At 37.7% G+C, this 15,392-nt stretch carries 14 protein-coding genes; 4 read left to right on the top strand and 10 right to left on the bottom strand.

The window, feature by feature from the left end; all coding sequences use genetic code 11:
* Window positions 1-211 precede the first annotated feature (211 nt).
* Window positions 212-664 carry a lipocalin family protein gene (locus A6M55_RS09570; RefSeq protein ID WP_064197395.1) on the top strand — a complete coding sequence of 151 codons (453 nt, stop codon included), beginning with the start codon at window positions 212-214 and terminating at the stop codon, window positions 662-664.
* A 66-nt stretch (window positions 665-730) separates the two neighbouring features.
* On the opposite strand, the gene A6M55_RS09565 is transcribed toward A6M55_RS09570, so the two are convergent.
* The 9 genes from A6M55_RS09565 to A6M55_RS09525 all read right to left on the bottom strand — a co-directional run bounded on the left by A6M55_RS09565 (window position 731) and on the right by A6M55_RS09525 (window position 10,332).
* Entirely contained in the window at window positions 731-1,351 is a 621-nt protein-coding gene (locus A6M55_RS09565; protein WP_064197394.1) for a Shedu immune nuclease family protein, read from the bottom strand.
* On the bottom strand, window positions 1,348-1,620 hold the full coding sequence (locus A6M55_RS09560; RefSeq protein WP_064197393.1) for a hypothetical protein: 273 nt from the start codon (window positions 1,618-1,620) through the stop codon (window positions 1,348-1,350). Before A6M55_RS09560 ends, A6M55_RS09565 begins: the two co-directional genes overlap by 4 nt.
* Window positions 1,621-1,669: 49 nt before the next feature.
* Window positions 1,670-2,134: a regulatory protein RecX gene (locus A6M55_RS09555; protein WP_064197392.1), complete on the bottom strand. Its 465-nt coding sequence runs from the start codon at window positions 2,132-2,134 to the stop codon at window positions 1,670-1,672.
* A 91-nt stretch (window positions 2,135-2,225) separates the two neighbouring features.
* Window positions 2,226-4,043, bottom strand: coding sequence for an ABC transporter ATP-binding protein (locus tag A6M55_RS09550; RefSeq protein ID WP_064197391.1), 1,818 nt, complete (start codon window positions 4,041-4,043; stop codon window positions 2,226-2,228).
* A 98-nt stretch (window positions 4,044-4,141) separates the two neighbouring features.
* The gene (locus A6M55_RS09545) at window positions 4,142-5,518 is read right to left on the bottom strand and encodes an MATE family efflux transporter (RefSeq protein WP_064197390.1); all 1,377 of its coding nucleotides are present in this window, start codon (window positions 5,516-5,518) and stop codon (window positions 4,142-4,144) included.
* A 344-nt stretch (window positions 5,519-5,862) separates the two neighbouring features.
* Window positions 5,863-6,453: a 3'-5' exonuclease gene (locus A6M55_RS09540; protein WP_064197389.1), complete on the bottom strand. Its 591-nt coding sequence runs from the start codon at window positions 6,451-6,453 to the stop codon at window positions 5,863-5,865.
* A gap of 116 nt (window positions 6,454-6,569) precedes the next feature.
* Window positions 6,570-8,012 carry an APC family permease gene (locus tag A6M55_RS09535; RefSeq protein WP_064197388.1) on the bottom strand — a complete coding sequence of 481 codons (1,443 nt, stop codon included), beginning with the start codon at window positions 8,010-8,012 and terminating at the stop codon, window positions 6,570-6,572.
* A gap of 37 nt (window positions 8,013-8,049) precedes the next feature.
* Window positions 8,050-8,658 carry a Uma2 family endonuclease gene (locus A6M55_RS09530; RefSeq protein WP_082892974.1) on the bottom strand — a complete coding sequence of 203 codons (609 nt, stop codon included), beginning with the start codon at window positions 8,656-8,658 and terminating at the stop codon, window positions 8,050-8,052.
* 18 nt (window positions 8,659-8,676) lie between these two features.
* The gene (locus tag A6M55_RS09525; protein WP_064197387.1) at window positions 8,677-10,332 is read right to left on the bottom strand and encodes an amino acid permease; all 1,656 of its coding nucleotides are present in this window, start codon (window positions 10,330-10,332) and stop codon (window positions 8,677-8,679) included.
* Between the two features lie 221 nt (window positions 10,333-10,553).
* Here A6M55_RS09525 and deoC point away from each other — a divergent pair, with 221 nt between their 5' ends.
* From deoC to A6M55_RS09510, 3 genes are all read left to right on the top strand, one after another.
* Entirely contained in the window at window positions 10,554-11,306 is a 753-nt protein-coding gene (gene deoC / locus A6M55_RS09520; protein WP_064197386.1) for a deoxyribose-phosphate aldolase, read from the top strand.
* Window positions 11,307-11,776: 470 nt separating this feature from the next.
* A complete protein-coding gene (locus A6M55_RS09515; RefSeq protein WP_064197385.1) occupies window positions 11,777-12,487 on the top strand; it encodes a GntR family transcriptional regulator in 711 nt (236 codons plus the stop codon).
* An 84-nt stretch (window positions 12,488-12,571) separates the two neighbouring features.
* A complete protein-coding gene (locus tag A6M55_RS09510) occupies window positions 12,572-13,717 on the top strand; it encodes a Gfo/Idh/MocA family protein (protein ID WP_064197384.1) in 1,146 nt (381 codons plus the stop codon).
* A 181-nt stretch (window positions 13,718-13,898) separates the two neighbouring features.
* Here the strand turns inward: A6M55_RS09510 and purH are convergent.
* The coding region (purH, locus tag A6M55_RS09505) for a bifunctional phosphoribosylaminoimidazolecarboxamide formyltransferase/IMP cyclohydrolase (protein WP_064197383.1) at window positions 13,899-15,392 on the bottom strand (1,494 nt) is incomplete at its 5' end.

Raw genomic sequence — 15,392 nt, 5'->3', positions numbered from 1 at the left:
CGAAAAATGTCATTCTTAATAATATTACCCAAAGGTGAATCTAATTTATAGAAGCATCAAGAAATTTTGAACGAAGCGGAAGAAAAAAACACCGAGGCAGGAATAAATTTTACCGTTAAGTAAATCAGTATTCAATTTTGTAGCATAAAATTCGTTTTATTAGATAGTGTTGTTGTACATTTAATATTCAAAAATTAAATTCATTAAACTTGTGAAGCTTATTTCAAATCGAATTAAAATATTGGTTTTACCTTTATTATTGGTGATACTAACGGATTGTTCTAAAGATACTCTATCAGCACAGATTATTGGTAATTGGAAGATTACAAATATTTTTGTGAAGCAAGGCACTGCCGCAGATGCTGACCAACTACCCGCTTTAGTGAATGCCTTACCTTGTGCAAAAGAAATAGTTTTTAATTTTCGGAAGAAGGGCAAAGTTACATATAGTACACCAATGGAGTGCCAGTCAATTGCTAATAACTTTTCTGGTTCAAGTGAAGTTTCTGAATACGAAATAAATGAGGATAAGCTGGTAATAACGGGGAAAAATACCAATACTTTTGGGCTTTCTTTTAGTGGCAGCACAATGACATGGACAATTGTGGATGGAAGTGGAACTGCCTCAATGACAACTACCAGAATTATTTTACAAAAACAATAATTGTAAATAGCTGATGTAACTCATAGCTCATTGCTTCTGCAATGGGTTATTTTTTTGCAAATATTTTTAAGAACGCAAACTCTTTAAGTGTTTTATTTTTTGTTCGAGAAGTTCAAATAACTGGTCATAAGTAAGACAATTGATTTTTCGATTATTGACTAAAACATTATCCCGACGCCACATAAGACGACTTGAATCCGCTTCTGAAAGTCCTTTATTACGCCCGATTACTAATAATCCATTATACTTAATATGTTCAACACCAAATGTTCGTTTTAAGATATCTGTTCGAGCAATGTCTTGAATTTGCCAAAACCAATCAACAATTTGACTATATCCATGTTCAAATCTTGGACTCCATTCTTTTAAGCTGCGACTCTTTTTCTTAAAAATGCTATCATTTTTAGCACTTTCAAACTCAATAAGTAGATAAGAGTGTTCTTCTGCACTACCAACTATAAAATCAGTTTTAAATTCTCCTACGATTGGAAATTCATACGCATATCTATTTGAATAACCAAAATCAGTTAAAATACCTATGAAAGAAACGAGTTGGGGGCGAGACTGAAAGAACTTTAATAGAATGTTCTCTTCAATTTCAGTGCTTGATTTTAAAAGATTTTCAAATTCTATTAGATGCCGCTCAATTGCTCCCAAATTCAGCTTTATCTCTTCTAATTCTTTCATACATTCAAGAAACTGCCACTAATAATGTCATTAATTAAAAACTCATCTTTTTTACTTTGAAAGATAATGTTAACTTTCCCTTCTTTTATCAGGTAGTATTTCTCGTTATCAATTGTTAACGGAGTAAAATCTTCAATATAGTTAGGGTTTTTAAAAAACGCTAACTTTTCTAAAGCATTATCAATTATCTTTTGATTTCTTTCATTTTGACTATCATAAAAAATTTTGGCCGCTAAATCAAAATCTACATGAAAATTTGGTCTATTCATAGTTTTACGTTTTTTTGTACAAACATAACATTTTTTGATTTACATAAATTCACTTTTTACAAATCTTCCCAATCATTTCCCAAACTAAATCGGTTTCAAAACCTTTGCCAAGGGCATACCTGGCGAGTTTTTGTTTCAAAATCAAAGGCTGTTTTTCGGTGCGAAGTTCGTGCTTTTTCTTTTCGAGAATTTCTTGTAAAGTATTGATATAATCATCGTCGTCGATTTCGGCCATGCCTACTTTTATGCAATATTCTGAGAGTTTTCGGGCTTTAAGTTCGTATTTTATTTTTTGTCGCCCCCATTGTTTTACTCTGAATTTACTTCCCGCAAAAATCTTGGCAAAACGCTCTTCATTCAAGAAATTATCCTCAATCAGATAGGCAATTATTTCTTCGGCTTCATCGCCCCAAACTTCCCATTTTTGCAAACGCTCACGCACTTCTGCGTGCGTTCGCTCTTGATACGCACAGAAATTAGCAGCTTTTACGAGTATGTCTCGGCGAGTTATCATAAATAATTAAAAATGGAGAATTGAAAATGGAGAATTGAAAACTATTATTTAATAAAAAAATAATTTTCAATTCTCCATTTTCAATTTTTAATTAAGAAAGCGTCTGCATCGAGCTTAGTTTTTTGTAGAAACCATCTTCTATTTTCAAAAGTTCGTCGTGAGTACCACGCTCAATGATTTGTCCTTGATGAATAACCAAAATTTGGTCGGCACTCTGAATCGTACTTAGACGGTGGGCAATTACGAGTGTTGTGCGATTTTTCATCAAATTTGTAAGGGCTTCTTGTACCAACTTTTCGGATTCTGTATCAAGTGCCGAAGTTGCTTCGTCGAGAATCAAGATTGGTGGGTTTTGCAAAATAGCTCGTGCAATCGACAATCGTTGGCGTTGCCCGCCCGAAAGTTTTGTTCCTCTATCACCAATAACTGTCTGATAATCAGATGGTTGCTGCATGATAAAATCATGAGCATTTGCAATTTTAGCGGCAGCCATCACATCTTCTAAACTTACGTTTTCGCCAAAAGCAATATTATTGAAAATCGTATCATTGAAAAGTACAGCTTCTTGCGTAACGATTCCCATGAGTTTGCGAAGCGAGTGTTGCGAAACATCTTTCATATCAACACCATCAATCGTGATTTGGCCAACAGTAGGGTCATAAAATCTCGGAATCAAGTCGGCAATAGTTGATTTTCCACCGCCTGACGAACCAACCAAGGCAATTGTTTTTCCTTTTTGGAGGGTAAAATTGATATTTTTCAAAACCTCAACATCACCTTCATAAGCAAAACCAACGTTTTGTGCTTCGATGCTGTGTCCGAAATCTTTTATCTGGATCGCATTAGACTTGTCTTTTATAAGAGATTGATTATCAATTAATTCGAGAATTCTTTCACCCGAAGCTAAACCTCTTTGTGCCGAACTGAAGGCATTAGAAATATCTTTGGCTGGACGCATCACTTGCGAAAAAATAACAATGTAGCTAATAAATTCAGATGCGGTCAATTCAGATTTTCCATCAAAAATCAACGAGCCCCCATAAAGTAAAATGCCGATTACGACAAAAACACCCATGATTTCGGAAAAAGGCGAAGACATTTCTCGGCGAGAAGCCAATCCAAAAATGGCATTTCTGTAACCTTGGTTTTCGGTACGAAATTTTTCGGTAATAAATTTTTCTGCCACAAATCCTTTTACAACACGCATTCCGCCAAAGGCTTCGTCCATGAGGCTAATCAGATTACTTAGGCGTTGTTGCCCTTCTCCTGCATCACGTCGCATACGTTTCACGAGCGTAGAAATAAAAATTCCCGAAACAGGAATTACCAACAAAGCAAAAAAAGTCAGATTCCAAGAAATATAGAAAAGCGAAGCAATGTAAAATATAAACAGAAAAACCTCTTTGGTAGCAGCCGAAAACGTATTCGCAATCGAGTTTTCGACTTCTTGTACATCGGTTACGATGCGAGAAATTAGATTCCCTTTGCGTTCATTACTGAAAAAACCGAGGTGAAGATTGATGGAATTATCGAAAACCGCTTGTCGAAGATTTGCCACCATATTGGATTTAAATTTTTCTAAAAGCCTAATGCTCACATATTTGAAGATATTAGCCAACAAAACCGAAACGGCAATCACTCCACAGACAAACTGCAATGCTCCGAATTTGCCGTGTTGAGTCAAGAATAAACCGAAATAGTAGTTAAACTGATTTTTTAGGTCAAAAATTGAGTCAGGTTTTTCTATTGCCTCGAATGCGATTTTATCGAATAAAACATCTAAAAGGGGCATCAAAAGTGTAAAATTGAGTACACCAAATAAACTTGCCAAGATAGAAGTAATGACAAATGGCACAATAAAACCACTAAGTGGCTTGGCGTAAGAAAGTAATCGAAAGTAATTTTTCAATTGATTAAATCAGAAAATGTTGGGGTGCAAAGTTCGTTAAAATACGGATAAAACCTGCAAGGTTTTTTTCAAACCTTACAGGTTTTTTTCTAACACATTTAAACTTTCATTCGTTTCCAACGCCCTCTTCGGAATACAAAAATTGCCACAATCGCCAAAATTGATTCGCTAATGGCAATCGACCAAAATACGCCATTTGGCCCCCAATCAAGACTTTTAGCCAAGAAATAAGCCAGCGGAATTTCGATTAACCAGAAACAAACAAAATTCATAATTGTAGGCGAAAGCGTATCTCCTGCACCGTTTAACGATTGCCCGATGACCATACCGTAGCCAAAGAAAATATAACCTAAACAAATGATTTGTAGGCATAAAACACCAATTTCGATGACTTTTGGTTCATCAGTAAAAATCCCAACGAAGTTTTCGGCAAAGAATGCAAATATGATTCCGACTAAAAGTAAGAAAATCATGTTATAAAAAGCCGTTCGCCAAACCGAAGTTTCGGCACGTTCGGGTTTGCCAGCACCCAGATTCTGTCCGACCAACGTTGCAGCAGCATTCGACATTCCCCACGATGGCAAAATCGTAAAAATAATGATACGAATCGCAATCGTGTAACCAGCCACAACTTCACTTCCGAAAGTAGAGAGAATACGAGTCAAGAAAATCCAACTGGCTGACTGAATTAAAAATTGTCCAGTTCCGCCAGCAGCCACACTTAGCATATTTTTGATGACTTCTTTGTCAGGCACAAACTGTTTGGCAAGAATTTGAATATTGCCGTTTCCTCCATAAAGTGCATATAATTGATACAAAACGCCAATTGTTCGGCCAACAGTTGTGGCAATTGCCGCTCCTTCAACTCCAAAACCCATGATAGGAATCAGAATAAAATCCATGACTATATTGACGAAATTGGCGAGCAAAATCGAACGCATGGCTGTTGAGGCATCGCCCGCACCACGCAACGCACCACTGAGCGTATAAAGCAAAACAATTGAAGGACTACTCGCAAAAATAATACGAGTAAAACTTGAGCCTTTTTCAATCAGGTGTTCGCTACCGCCCATTAAACGGAGAATATCTTCGGCAAAAACAAAGCCGATAATACCAACCGAAACCCCTAAAACCAACGAAATCATGATGACTTGAGCAACGGCTAAACCTCCACCAATTTTGTTGCCTTCACCTACTCGACGAGCAACGATTGCCGTAGCGGCGGCACTCAAACCAATGGCTACTGAGTAAATTAGTGTTAGTACGGATTCGGTCAAACCTACGGTTGCTACGCCCTCTGTGCCTACATATCGAGCTACAAAAAAAGCATCAACAACCGCAAAAAGTGACTCGCCAATCATTTCCAAAATCATTGGTACTGAAAGCAGAAAAATCGCACGATTGATGCTAATATCAGTATAGTTTTGGTCTTCGCCACGAATGGCTTGCATGAATAATTGTATAATTTTTCGCATTGTAAAAAAGAGTATAATAATCCACCGCCAATGTTTGATAACAACATTATATGAGATTGAAAATCAATACTTTGTACAGTCAGATTTTTGTTAAAAACAATAAGTTTTATCGTTCAGGTGAATGCTGAACAACCAGTAATAGTTTTATAAAGTAATTAGATATGGCTTATGAAAATAAGCTCAAAAAGGAAATAAGAATGTAGAAATGCGTTTGCAATTAGCAAACAATATCAAGCAGGAACATGGGCTTTTATAATTTTGTGTGACAAAAGTAGAAATTTGTTTTTTGAAAAAAAAATATTTGTAGAATAATCGCTTCAGCAACCCGATTTTTAAATTGTTCATTATGCCCTAATCACCCCACGCCTCAATAATTCCCAAAAACATTTGGCAGTGGCTTCAATATCAATGCTTGCATCATGAGCGTCGATAAATCTTTGATTGAATAGTTTAAAGTGAAGTTCTTCGAGTTTTGGCCATTTATAGCCAGTTTTGTTGGGTATTCGACAGAAATTTACCACATCTTTATTTTTCATCGTACAAAAACTTCGCTTGGTTAGCAGCGGGTTTGTATCAAATTCCTTTCTGACAAATTCTGCCCCAACGATATTTCTATCAAAATCAAAATTATGGGCAATCAGTATCGCTGATTCATTGATGGCATCGGCAAAAATATCCAATACTTGGATTAAATCTTTTCCTTCGGTTTGAGCTTGTTCGTTTGATATTCGGTGGATGAGCGTAGCATCTCGTGGAATCATGAAACCTTCAGGCTTGATGATATAATTGTGTCTGGCAGCAAGTGAACCATCTTCATAATATTCAATAAAAGCTAATTGCACCAAACGTGGCCAATTATTGACTTGCGTGATTGGTGCATTATAGAACTGTGGTAATCCAGTAGTTTCGGTATCGAAAAAGAGGATTTTTCGCATTTTTATCTTTTAATTTTTACCACTGAGGCACGGAGGACACGAAGAAACACAGAGCATATTCTCTGTGAAACTCCGTGTCTTCCGTGCCTCAGTGGTGACTAATTCTTCAAAATCTATTATTTCTTACTATTAAACCAATAAAAAACAGGAATTCCAAGAGCCACAATTCCAAGACCTGGGTAAGTGAATTGTGGTTTTTCTTTTACTAAAATCAAAACGATAATTGAAGCCACAATTACATAAAGCATCGGCAAAATCGGATAACCGGGTGCTTTGATTGGACGCTCAGCATCAGGCATTTTTTTACGTAAAATAAAGATTCCGTAGATGGTGAAAGCATAGAACAGAATTACAACACCCATCAGATAATCAAGTAAATCACCGTATTTGCCTGTTAGACAAAGGAAAGATGCCCAAGCACATTGCCACCAAAGAGCATTTTGCGGAACACCCGCTTCGCTCAATTTGCCAAAATTCTTGAAGAACAAACCATCTTTAGCCATTGTGTAATAAACCCTCGAACCTGATAAAATCAAACCATTATTACAGCCAAAAGTCGAAATCATAATCAAAATTGCCACAATCACCGAGAAGCCTTGTCCACCAATTACTTGTGCGGCGGCTGCAGCAACTCTATCTTCCGAAGCAAATTGGATACCTCGGCTCATTACGTCAGCTCCATTTGGGTCGCCTTTTAGAGGCAAAATGCAGAGATACGCAAAGTTCATCAATAGGTATAAAGCAGTAACTAAGAAGGTTCCGATCATCAAGCCTCTTGGAATTGTTTTTTCGGCATTTACGACTTCATCACCCGCAAAAGTAAGCCCATTCCAAGCATCGCTCGAGAACAAAGTTCCTACTTGTGTTACGCCAATTGCTAAGATAATTCCAAAGCCTGTGATGCCAGTTACAATCCATTCGCCATTAACTTTGGCAGTGCTTGACGCATCAAAAATATTTGAAAAATTTTGGGCAATTACATCGCCATTTGCTCCAAGTATAAAGCCCAAAATAATGAGCATCGCAATAGCTCCAAGTTTGGTTGTGCTGAATATATTCTGAATGATTTTACCTTCTTTCACGCCACGAGTATTGGCATAAGTAAGCACAACGATACTCAAAATAGCCAGCAAACGCTGAGAAGTAAGCTTAAATGAAGTATCGCCAAGTGCAAAAATCTCGTGCTTATCACTGATAATTTCAGGAAAAAGTACACCAGAATACTTAGCAAAAGCCACCGCAACGGCCGCAATAGTTCCTGTCTGAATTACTGCAAAAAAAGACCAGCCATAAAGAAAACCAGTGAGTTTTCCGTAGGCCTTTTGTAGAAAAACGTACTGCCCACCCGCTTGTGGAAACATGGCGGTGAGTTCACCATAGCATAGTGCACCGAGCATTGTCAGTACACCTGCCAAAAGCCAAGATGCCAAAAGCCAGCCAGTTGAGCCAACTTGACGAGCAACATCGGCACTGACAATAAAAATACCAGAGCCAATCATCGACCCTGATACGAGCATTACGGCATCGTAAAGTTTGATTTCTTTTTTAAAATTTGCCAAAATAGTAAGAAGGTTAGGGTTTGTTAATGGAAATAAATTACTCGAATATTTTGTTTAATTCTAACTCAAAACCGTTGATAATCTCTGAGGTTAAAACTTCGTTTTTCTGGACATCTCTTTGCCAACGAAGTTCATTATCTACTTGTTTATAAAGCGTCAGCGTTTGTTTTTCTACATTTACTAACCAGTATTCTTTTACTCCTGTTATTTCGTAGATATGTTTTTTGTACGACATCTCGCTATTATCATTCGATGGAGAAAGAATCTCTACTACTAAATCAGGCGAACCTTCGATTTTATTCTCTCCTATAATATTGAGTTTTTCTTTTGTGATAAAAAGCAAGTCTGGCTGAAAGGTATCGTGTTCGGTAAAAACTACGTCCATGGGAGCAGCGAAGAGTTTTCCAAGCTTATGAGTGATGATGAAAATTCCTAAGTAAGTATTCAGTAAGCTACTTATTTCTTGATGCGAAGGTTTAGGAGATGCCATAAAATAGATTTGACCATTGAGCAATTCAAAGTTCCCGTTATCGGGCGGAGTTAGTTTTACGTAATCATCATACGTAAGCAGTTTGGGTTGAGGAATTTTCTTCTCAACCTTTTTTGCTCCAAGTTTATATCTCGAATGTGTCGCTATTGCATTCATAATCAATTTGTTATTTTTCTACTTCTTCGCCAGTTTGCTATTTTTATAGCCATAAGCAAAATAGATGACCAAGCCAATGGCCATCCAGATGATAAACATTCGCCAGTTGGTCCAGCCGAGTTCGGTCATTAGATAGAGGTTTGTTAAAATTCCAAAGATTGGTAGGAGAGAGAAGTTATATTTAAAACTCATTATCGACAATGCCAACCAAACTGCCCAAAACACAAAAAGTAATGGTTTTTCTTCTAAATGTTGCATCACATCTCCTTGTGAATACGTAAAATATAACGCACCAAGCATCAAGATTCCGCACAAATATTTAGCATTGATATAAGGAATCTTAAATTTAGCATCTTTGCTCATGCCTTTTGTATCGAGATATAAAACCCCTGCACAAACCAAAATAAAAGCAAAAAATGTACCCACACTCGTGAGGTCAACGAAGAAACTCATTTTGAAAAATAACGAAGGGACTGCTACCAAAATACCCGTGACGATTGTTGCAAAACCTGGAGTTTTGAATTTTGGGTGAATCTCGCCAAATTTCTTGCCCAAAAGTCCATCACGACTCATGGTCATCCAAATACGTGGCTGCCCGATTTGATAAGCCAATAAAGCACTCGTAATGGCAATAACGGCACTCACCGAAATAATTCCTGCCACAGCATCAAAACCTACATTTGTGAATACATACGCTAATGGGTCGGCTACATTCAATTCGGTATAGTTTACCATTCCCGTAAGTACCAACGAAATCAAAACGTATAGAACTGTACAAATTATCAAGCATAAAATCATCGCACGAGGCAAATCTCGTTGAGGATTTTTGGCTTCTTCGGCAGTTGTCGAAATTGAATCAAAACCAATAAACGCAAAGAAAACAGCCGCAACTCCACTCAAAACTCCTTCCACACCATTCGGTGCAAAAGGCGACCAATTGGCAGGTTTTACATAAAAAACTCCTGCTACTATTACTAAAAGTATCACCAAAAGCTTCAAACCAACCAAAAAATTACTCGCATTACGAGATTCTTTGATTCCTATATAACAAAGTGTTGTAATCAAGACCGTAATCATTCCCGCAGGAAGATTAAAAATTACTTTCAGGAAACCCAAACTTGGTGCATCTTGAAAAGCCTGAGCCAAACGTTTAGTGCCATCGTTAATTTCTGTTCCGCCCGCTTGCACGCTTTCAAATGCTTCTTTGGCAGTTGTATAATCTACGGCCAGCCAAGTCGGGAAGTGAATGCCAAAACCTTCGAGCATCGAAGTAAAATAACTCGACCAAGAAATCGCTACTACCATGTTTGACACTGCATATTCAAGAATCAATGCCCAGCCAATAATCCAGGCGAGCATTTCGCCAAAAGATACATAAGCGTATGTGTAGGCACTACCACTGACAGGAACCATTGAAGCAAATTGGGCATAACTCAAAGCAGTAAATACACAGGCAATTGCCACAAATACAAAAAGAAGAGAAACCGCAGGCCCACCATTGAAACTCGCCAAGCCAATTGTACTGAAAATACCTGCTCCGATAATTGCAGCAATACCAAGTAAGGTTAAATCTCTGACTCCCAATACTTTAGCCAGTGAATTTCCGTCTTCACGGTCTTCAGTTTCTTTTATTGCCTGCTTTACATCCTTTCTCCGAAAAAGTGAATTACTCATAATGTGTTTTAATAAGTTTAGGTTTAGTATTGCTGATTACTTTCCAAAACTATTAAAAAAATGGCAAGAATGGTGTTTTGTTGAGTAATTATTTATTGAATGAAGACCTACTTTTGTTTGAAATGCTTTTATTTTAAGAAAAATTATACTTTTTAAAATTTGACTTGTCTATACAAGTTGTGTCGTTTATATTTGCATCAAGCAATCATAAAATCTAAAAAATGAATTATTCTATCCATCAAATCGCAAAAATGATTGACCATTCTTTGCTCCATCCAACAATGACCGATGCAGACTTGATAGCGGGCTGTGAACTGGCCAAACATTATGATGTCGCAACGGTCTGTATAAAACCATACTTCGTCAAGCAAGCGGCTGAGTTGCTCAAAGATTCTGATGTAAAAGTTTGTACGGTCGTAGGTTTTCCGCATGGAAGTAGTACGATTCAGCAAAAAGTGGCCGAAACTCGTCAAGCTTGCAAAGATGGAGCAACCGAAATTGATATGGTGGTAAACGTCGGCAAAGTTTTGTCTGAAGATTGGCGATACGTGAAGAAGGAAATCAATGCTATTTTGAAAGAAAGCCACAAACACGGAGCCATTTTGAAGGTAATTTTTGAAAATGATTTTCTTCCAAGAGATAAACTCAAAATAAAACTCTGCAAGATTTGTAGCATTGTAGGCGTAGAATTTGTGAAAACATCTACTGGATACGGTTACGTAAAACAAGCCAACGGAGACTATAATTACAAAGGAGCAACAGAACATGATTTGCTTTTGATGAGAAAAAATTCGTCAGAAAAAGTTCAGATAAAAGCAGCAGGAGGTGTACGAACACTCGACGGTTTATTGAAAGTAATGGAGTTGGGCGTAACTCGCCTCGGAGCAACTGCCACCGCCACAATCATTGAAGACGCAAAAAAACGTTTGGGTTTAGCTTCAGAAAATGTAACAGCCTCGACGATTGGATATTAAGAATGAAAAACCAAAGCAATATTCCTGTATCGCAACAACGACCCGTTCTAAAAAATCTTTCAAATCGTGTCATAACTACACTTTTATTGAAAGAAGTAATACTTTTTTGACTAAAAATTGTATAAAAATTAATAATTGTAAAAAAAACATTTAAAATATTTGTCTAAATACTGATTTTTAGTTTCTTTTGTAAGTAAATATTCTGTTGTCTATACAAGTTGTATCAAAAATATATTCGATTTCATTGAAATCATAAAGAGTTTGAGTACCCCGATTTATCGGGTTTATTCATCATAGGTTAAAGTATTTTCGTCTTGGAAAGGCATTTGGGATTCCTAAATGCCTTTTTTCATAAATAAACCTCTGAAAATATTCTATTAAAATTTAGTGCCTTTTATGAGTTTATTAGATTAATTTGCTTTCAGAATTTCTAAATAGTGTTTGATATTGCCACCTGCTGAGACTACTCTATGAAAATACCCCTTTATCGACAAATTCAAGCGAGTTTAAAAGAAAAAATTACTTCGGGAGTTTATGAAGAAGGTGGACTATTGCCTTCCGAAAATGACCTTTGTACTGAGTTTAATGCAACTCGTATGACCGTTCGACAAGCTCTCAACGAACTTGTGCGTGAAGGCTACATTACTCGCCAACACGGAAAAGGAAGTACAGTTTCGGCAAGTAGAAAATCGTTAGGTTTACTTTCACTGAAAGGTTGGACCGAAGTGGTAGTAGCAAGCGATAGGCACGGGAAAACATTGGTTTTAGAAGGCCCAGTATTAAAGAAATTAGAAGATACTGCCTTTAAACCATTAATTGATGAGGAAAAACACGAAGAATTTATATTTTTCAAGCGATTGCGTTTGGTCGAAGATTCGCCAGTGATGTTTGAACAAACATATATTCCGAACGAAAATTTACCAAATTTTATCAAAGAACCATTGCTTGAAGGTTCTCTTTTCCGAACTTTGCTCATCAGATACCAAATTGATGTGCAAAGCATGACTCAAGAAGTGCGTGCTATAGCGGCAGATAAAGAAACAGCCAGTTTATTGAAAATTAAATCAAAATCACCAGTTTTGCATCTATTAAGAAAATACAAAACTTCGATTGATGGTTTTTTTCTTTATAGTTCCATATATTGCAACACAGAAAAGTTTGCCATAAGCAGCTTTAACTAATAACCCCCCCGCTCCTAAAGGGGGGCCTTTATATTCAATCAAAAAAATAGCTCCCCTTTAGGGGCGGGGGGGTGGTATTAATCTATGAAAAAAATCAAAGTTGCCGTTGTTGGCACAGGTTTTATCGGGCCAGCTCATATTGAAGCCCTCCGTCGTTTACCAAATATTGAAGTTTTAGGACTTTGTGAAGCAAATATTGATTTAGCGAAAGACAAAGCTGCTTCTTTGGGTATCGAACGTGCGTATATCTTTGAAGATTTATTGAAAGATTCAGAAATTGAGTGTGTACACGTTTGTACGCCAAACTTTTTGCACTATTCGCAATCAAAGGCTCTTTTGTTGGCAGGGAAACACGTTGTGTGCGAAAAACCATTGGCCACCAAAATCGAAGAAGCAGAAGAATTGGTAAAATTAGCCGCTGAAACAGGTTTAGTAAATGCCGTTCACTTCAATTTGAGATATTATCCGTTGGTTCGTCAGATGAAAACCATGCGTGAAAAAGGCGATTTGGGCGAAATTTACTCAATCATGGGTAGCTATTTGCAAGATTGGCTTTTCTACCAAACAGATTACAACTGGCGTTTAGAACCAGACAAGTCTGGCGATTCGAGAGCGATTGCTGATATTGGTTCGCACCTTTTGGATGTAACAGAGTATATTACAGGAATGAAAATTACGGAAGTAATGGCCGATTTCAATACTGTACACAAAACTCGCTTGAAGCCATTGAAAGCCATCGAAACTTATTCGGGCAAAATGCTTGAGCCATCAGACTACGCCGAAGTACCAATCAATACCGAAGACCACGCAAGTGTACTTCTAAGATTCGATAACGGTGCTAAAGGAAGCGTAACAGTAAGCCAAGTTTCGGCTGGACGTAAAAACCGTTTGAACTTAGAGATTTCAGGTTCGGTAGCGAATTTTGAGTGGTGTTCGGAAAAACCAAACGAAATGTGGATTGGCAAACGTGATGGTGCAAACCAACAATTGATGAAAGACCCATCGTTATTCTATCGTGAAGCACAAAGCCTTGTTAGTTTCCCTGGTGGACACAACGAAGGTTTCCCAGATACATCGAAGCAATTATTCAAGGAAGTTTATGCGGCAGTTGCGGCAGGAAAACAACCAGAAAATCCAACGTATCCAACTTTTGCCGATGGTTTGCGTGAATTATTGATTTGCGAAAGAATCATCGAAAGTCACCGCAAGCAAGCTTGGGTTACTATTTGATAGTTTTGGAGATATATTTATATAGAAAAGCGAGTTATTCTGAGGAATAGCTCGCTTTTTTGATTTAGACTAATGAAGTTTTGTATTCACCACGGAGGCACAGATTTCATAGATTTTCACTGAGTTAATCTCTGTGTTAATTCGTGTAATCCGTGTCTCCGTGGTGAATAAAAAATATCTCTTAATGCAAGAAGTGTCTTACGCCAGTCATAACCATCGAAAGACCATTGGCGTTGCAATAATCAATCGAATCTTTATCACGAATTGAACCGCCAGGTTGCACAACCGTTGTGATACCCGCTTGGTGAGCAATCTCTACACAGTCAGCAAATGGGAAGAACGCTTCCGAAGCCATTGCTGCTCCGTTGAGGTCAAAACCAAAGGTTTTTGCTTTATCAATCGCTTGTTTCAAGGCATCTACACGTGACGTTTGTCCAACCCCACAAGCCAACATCTGGCCATCTTTTGCTAACACCACATTATTAGATTTCAAGTGCTTACAAATTTTCAAAGCAAATTCTAAAGCCTTAACTTCGCTTTCGCTTGGGGCTTTTTCAGTTGCTACCGTAAAGTCTTTCGCAGTTTCAATCGAATTATCTTTATCTTGTTCCAAAACTCCATTCAAAAGCGTTTTGAATTGTTTTTTGCTAACTTCAACTGGCTTTCTGATAAGTAATCGGCGGTCTTTTTTCTTCGTTAAAATTTCTAAAGCATTGGCATCAAAACTCGGAGCGATGAGGATTTCAAAGAAAAGTTTGTGTAGTTCTTCGGCAGTTGCCAAATCAACATTTGTATTTGTGATGATTACACCGCCAAAAGCGGAAACTGGGTCGCATGCCAAAGCGTTTACGTAGGCTTCTTTAGCCGTTGGGGCAGTTGCTACGCCACAAGCGTTATTATGCTTCACGATTACGAATGATGTTTCAGTAAATTCATCCATCAAACGCACGCACGATTCTACGTCCATGAGGTTGTTATAGGATAATTCTTTACCGTGAATTTGCTCAAACATTGCATCTAAATCACCGTAGAAAGTAGCGGCTTGGTGCGGGTTTTCGCCGTAACGAAGAACTTTCTTCGGCAATAAATCAAAACTTTGTGTTGATTTATAAACATCGTCGGCAAAGTAATTATGAATAGCCGTATCGTAGCTCGAACTCATCTGAAAGCCTTCTTTGGCATAACGACGACGGTCGGCAAGGTCAGTTGCACAGCCTTTTTCTTTCAAAATCTCAAAAACATCGTCGTACTGGTCACGTGACGAAACTATCAATACATCATTGAAGTTTTTGGCCGCCCCGCGAATCAACGAAATACCACCGATGTCGATTTTTTCAATAATATCTTCTTCGTCTGCTCCCGAAGCAACCGTTTCTGTAAAAGGATACAAATCAACAATCACCAAGTCGATTGACGGAATCTCAAATTGAGCGGCAGTTTGTACGTCACCTTCGTTGTCACGGCGGTAAAGAATTCCACCAAATACTTTCGGATGAAGCGTTTTTACACGTCCACCAAAAATTGAAGGGTAGCTTGTAAGGTCTTCAACGGCCGTTACTGGAATGCCCAAATCTTCAACGAATTTTTGTGTTCCACCAGTCGAAAAAATTTGAACATCGTGTTCGTGAAGCAACTGTACGATTTTATCTAAACCGTCTTTGTAATAAACCGAAAT

It is taken from the genome of Emticicia sp. MM, from assembly GCF_001649495.1.
This window is presented reverse-complemented; position numbering and strand designations above follow the sequence as displayed.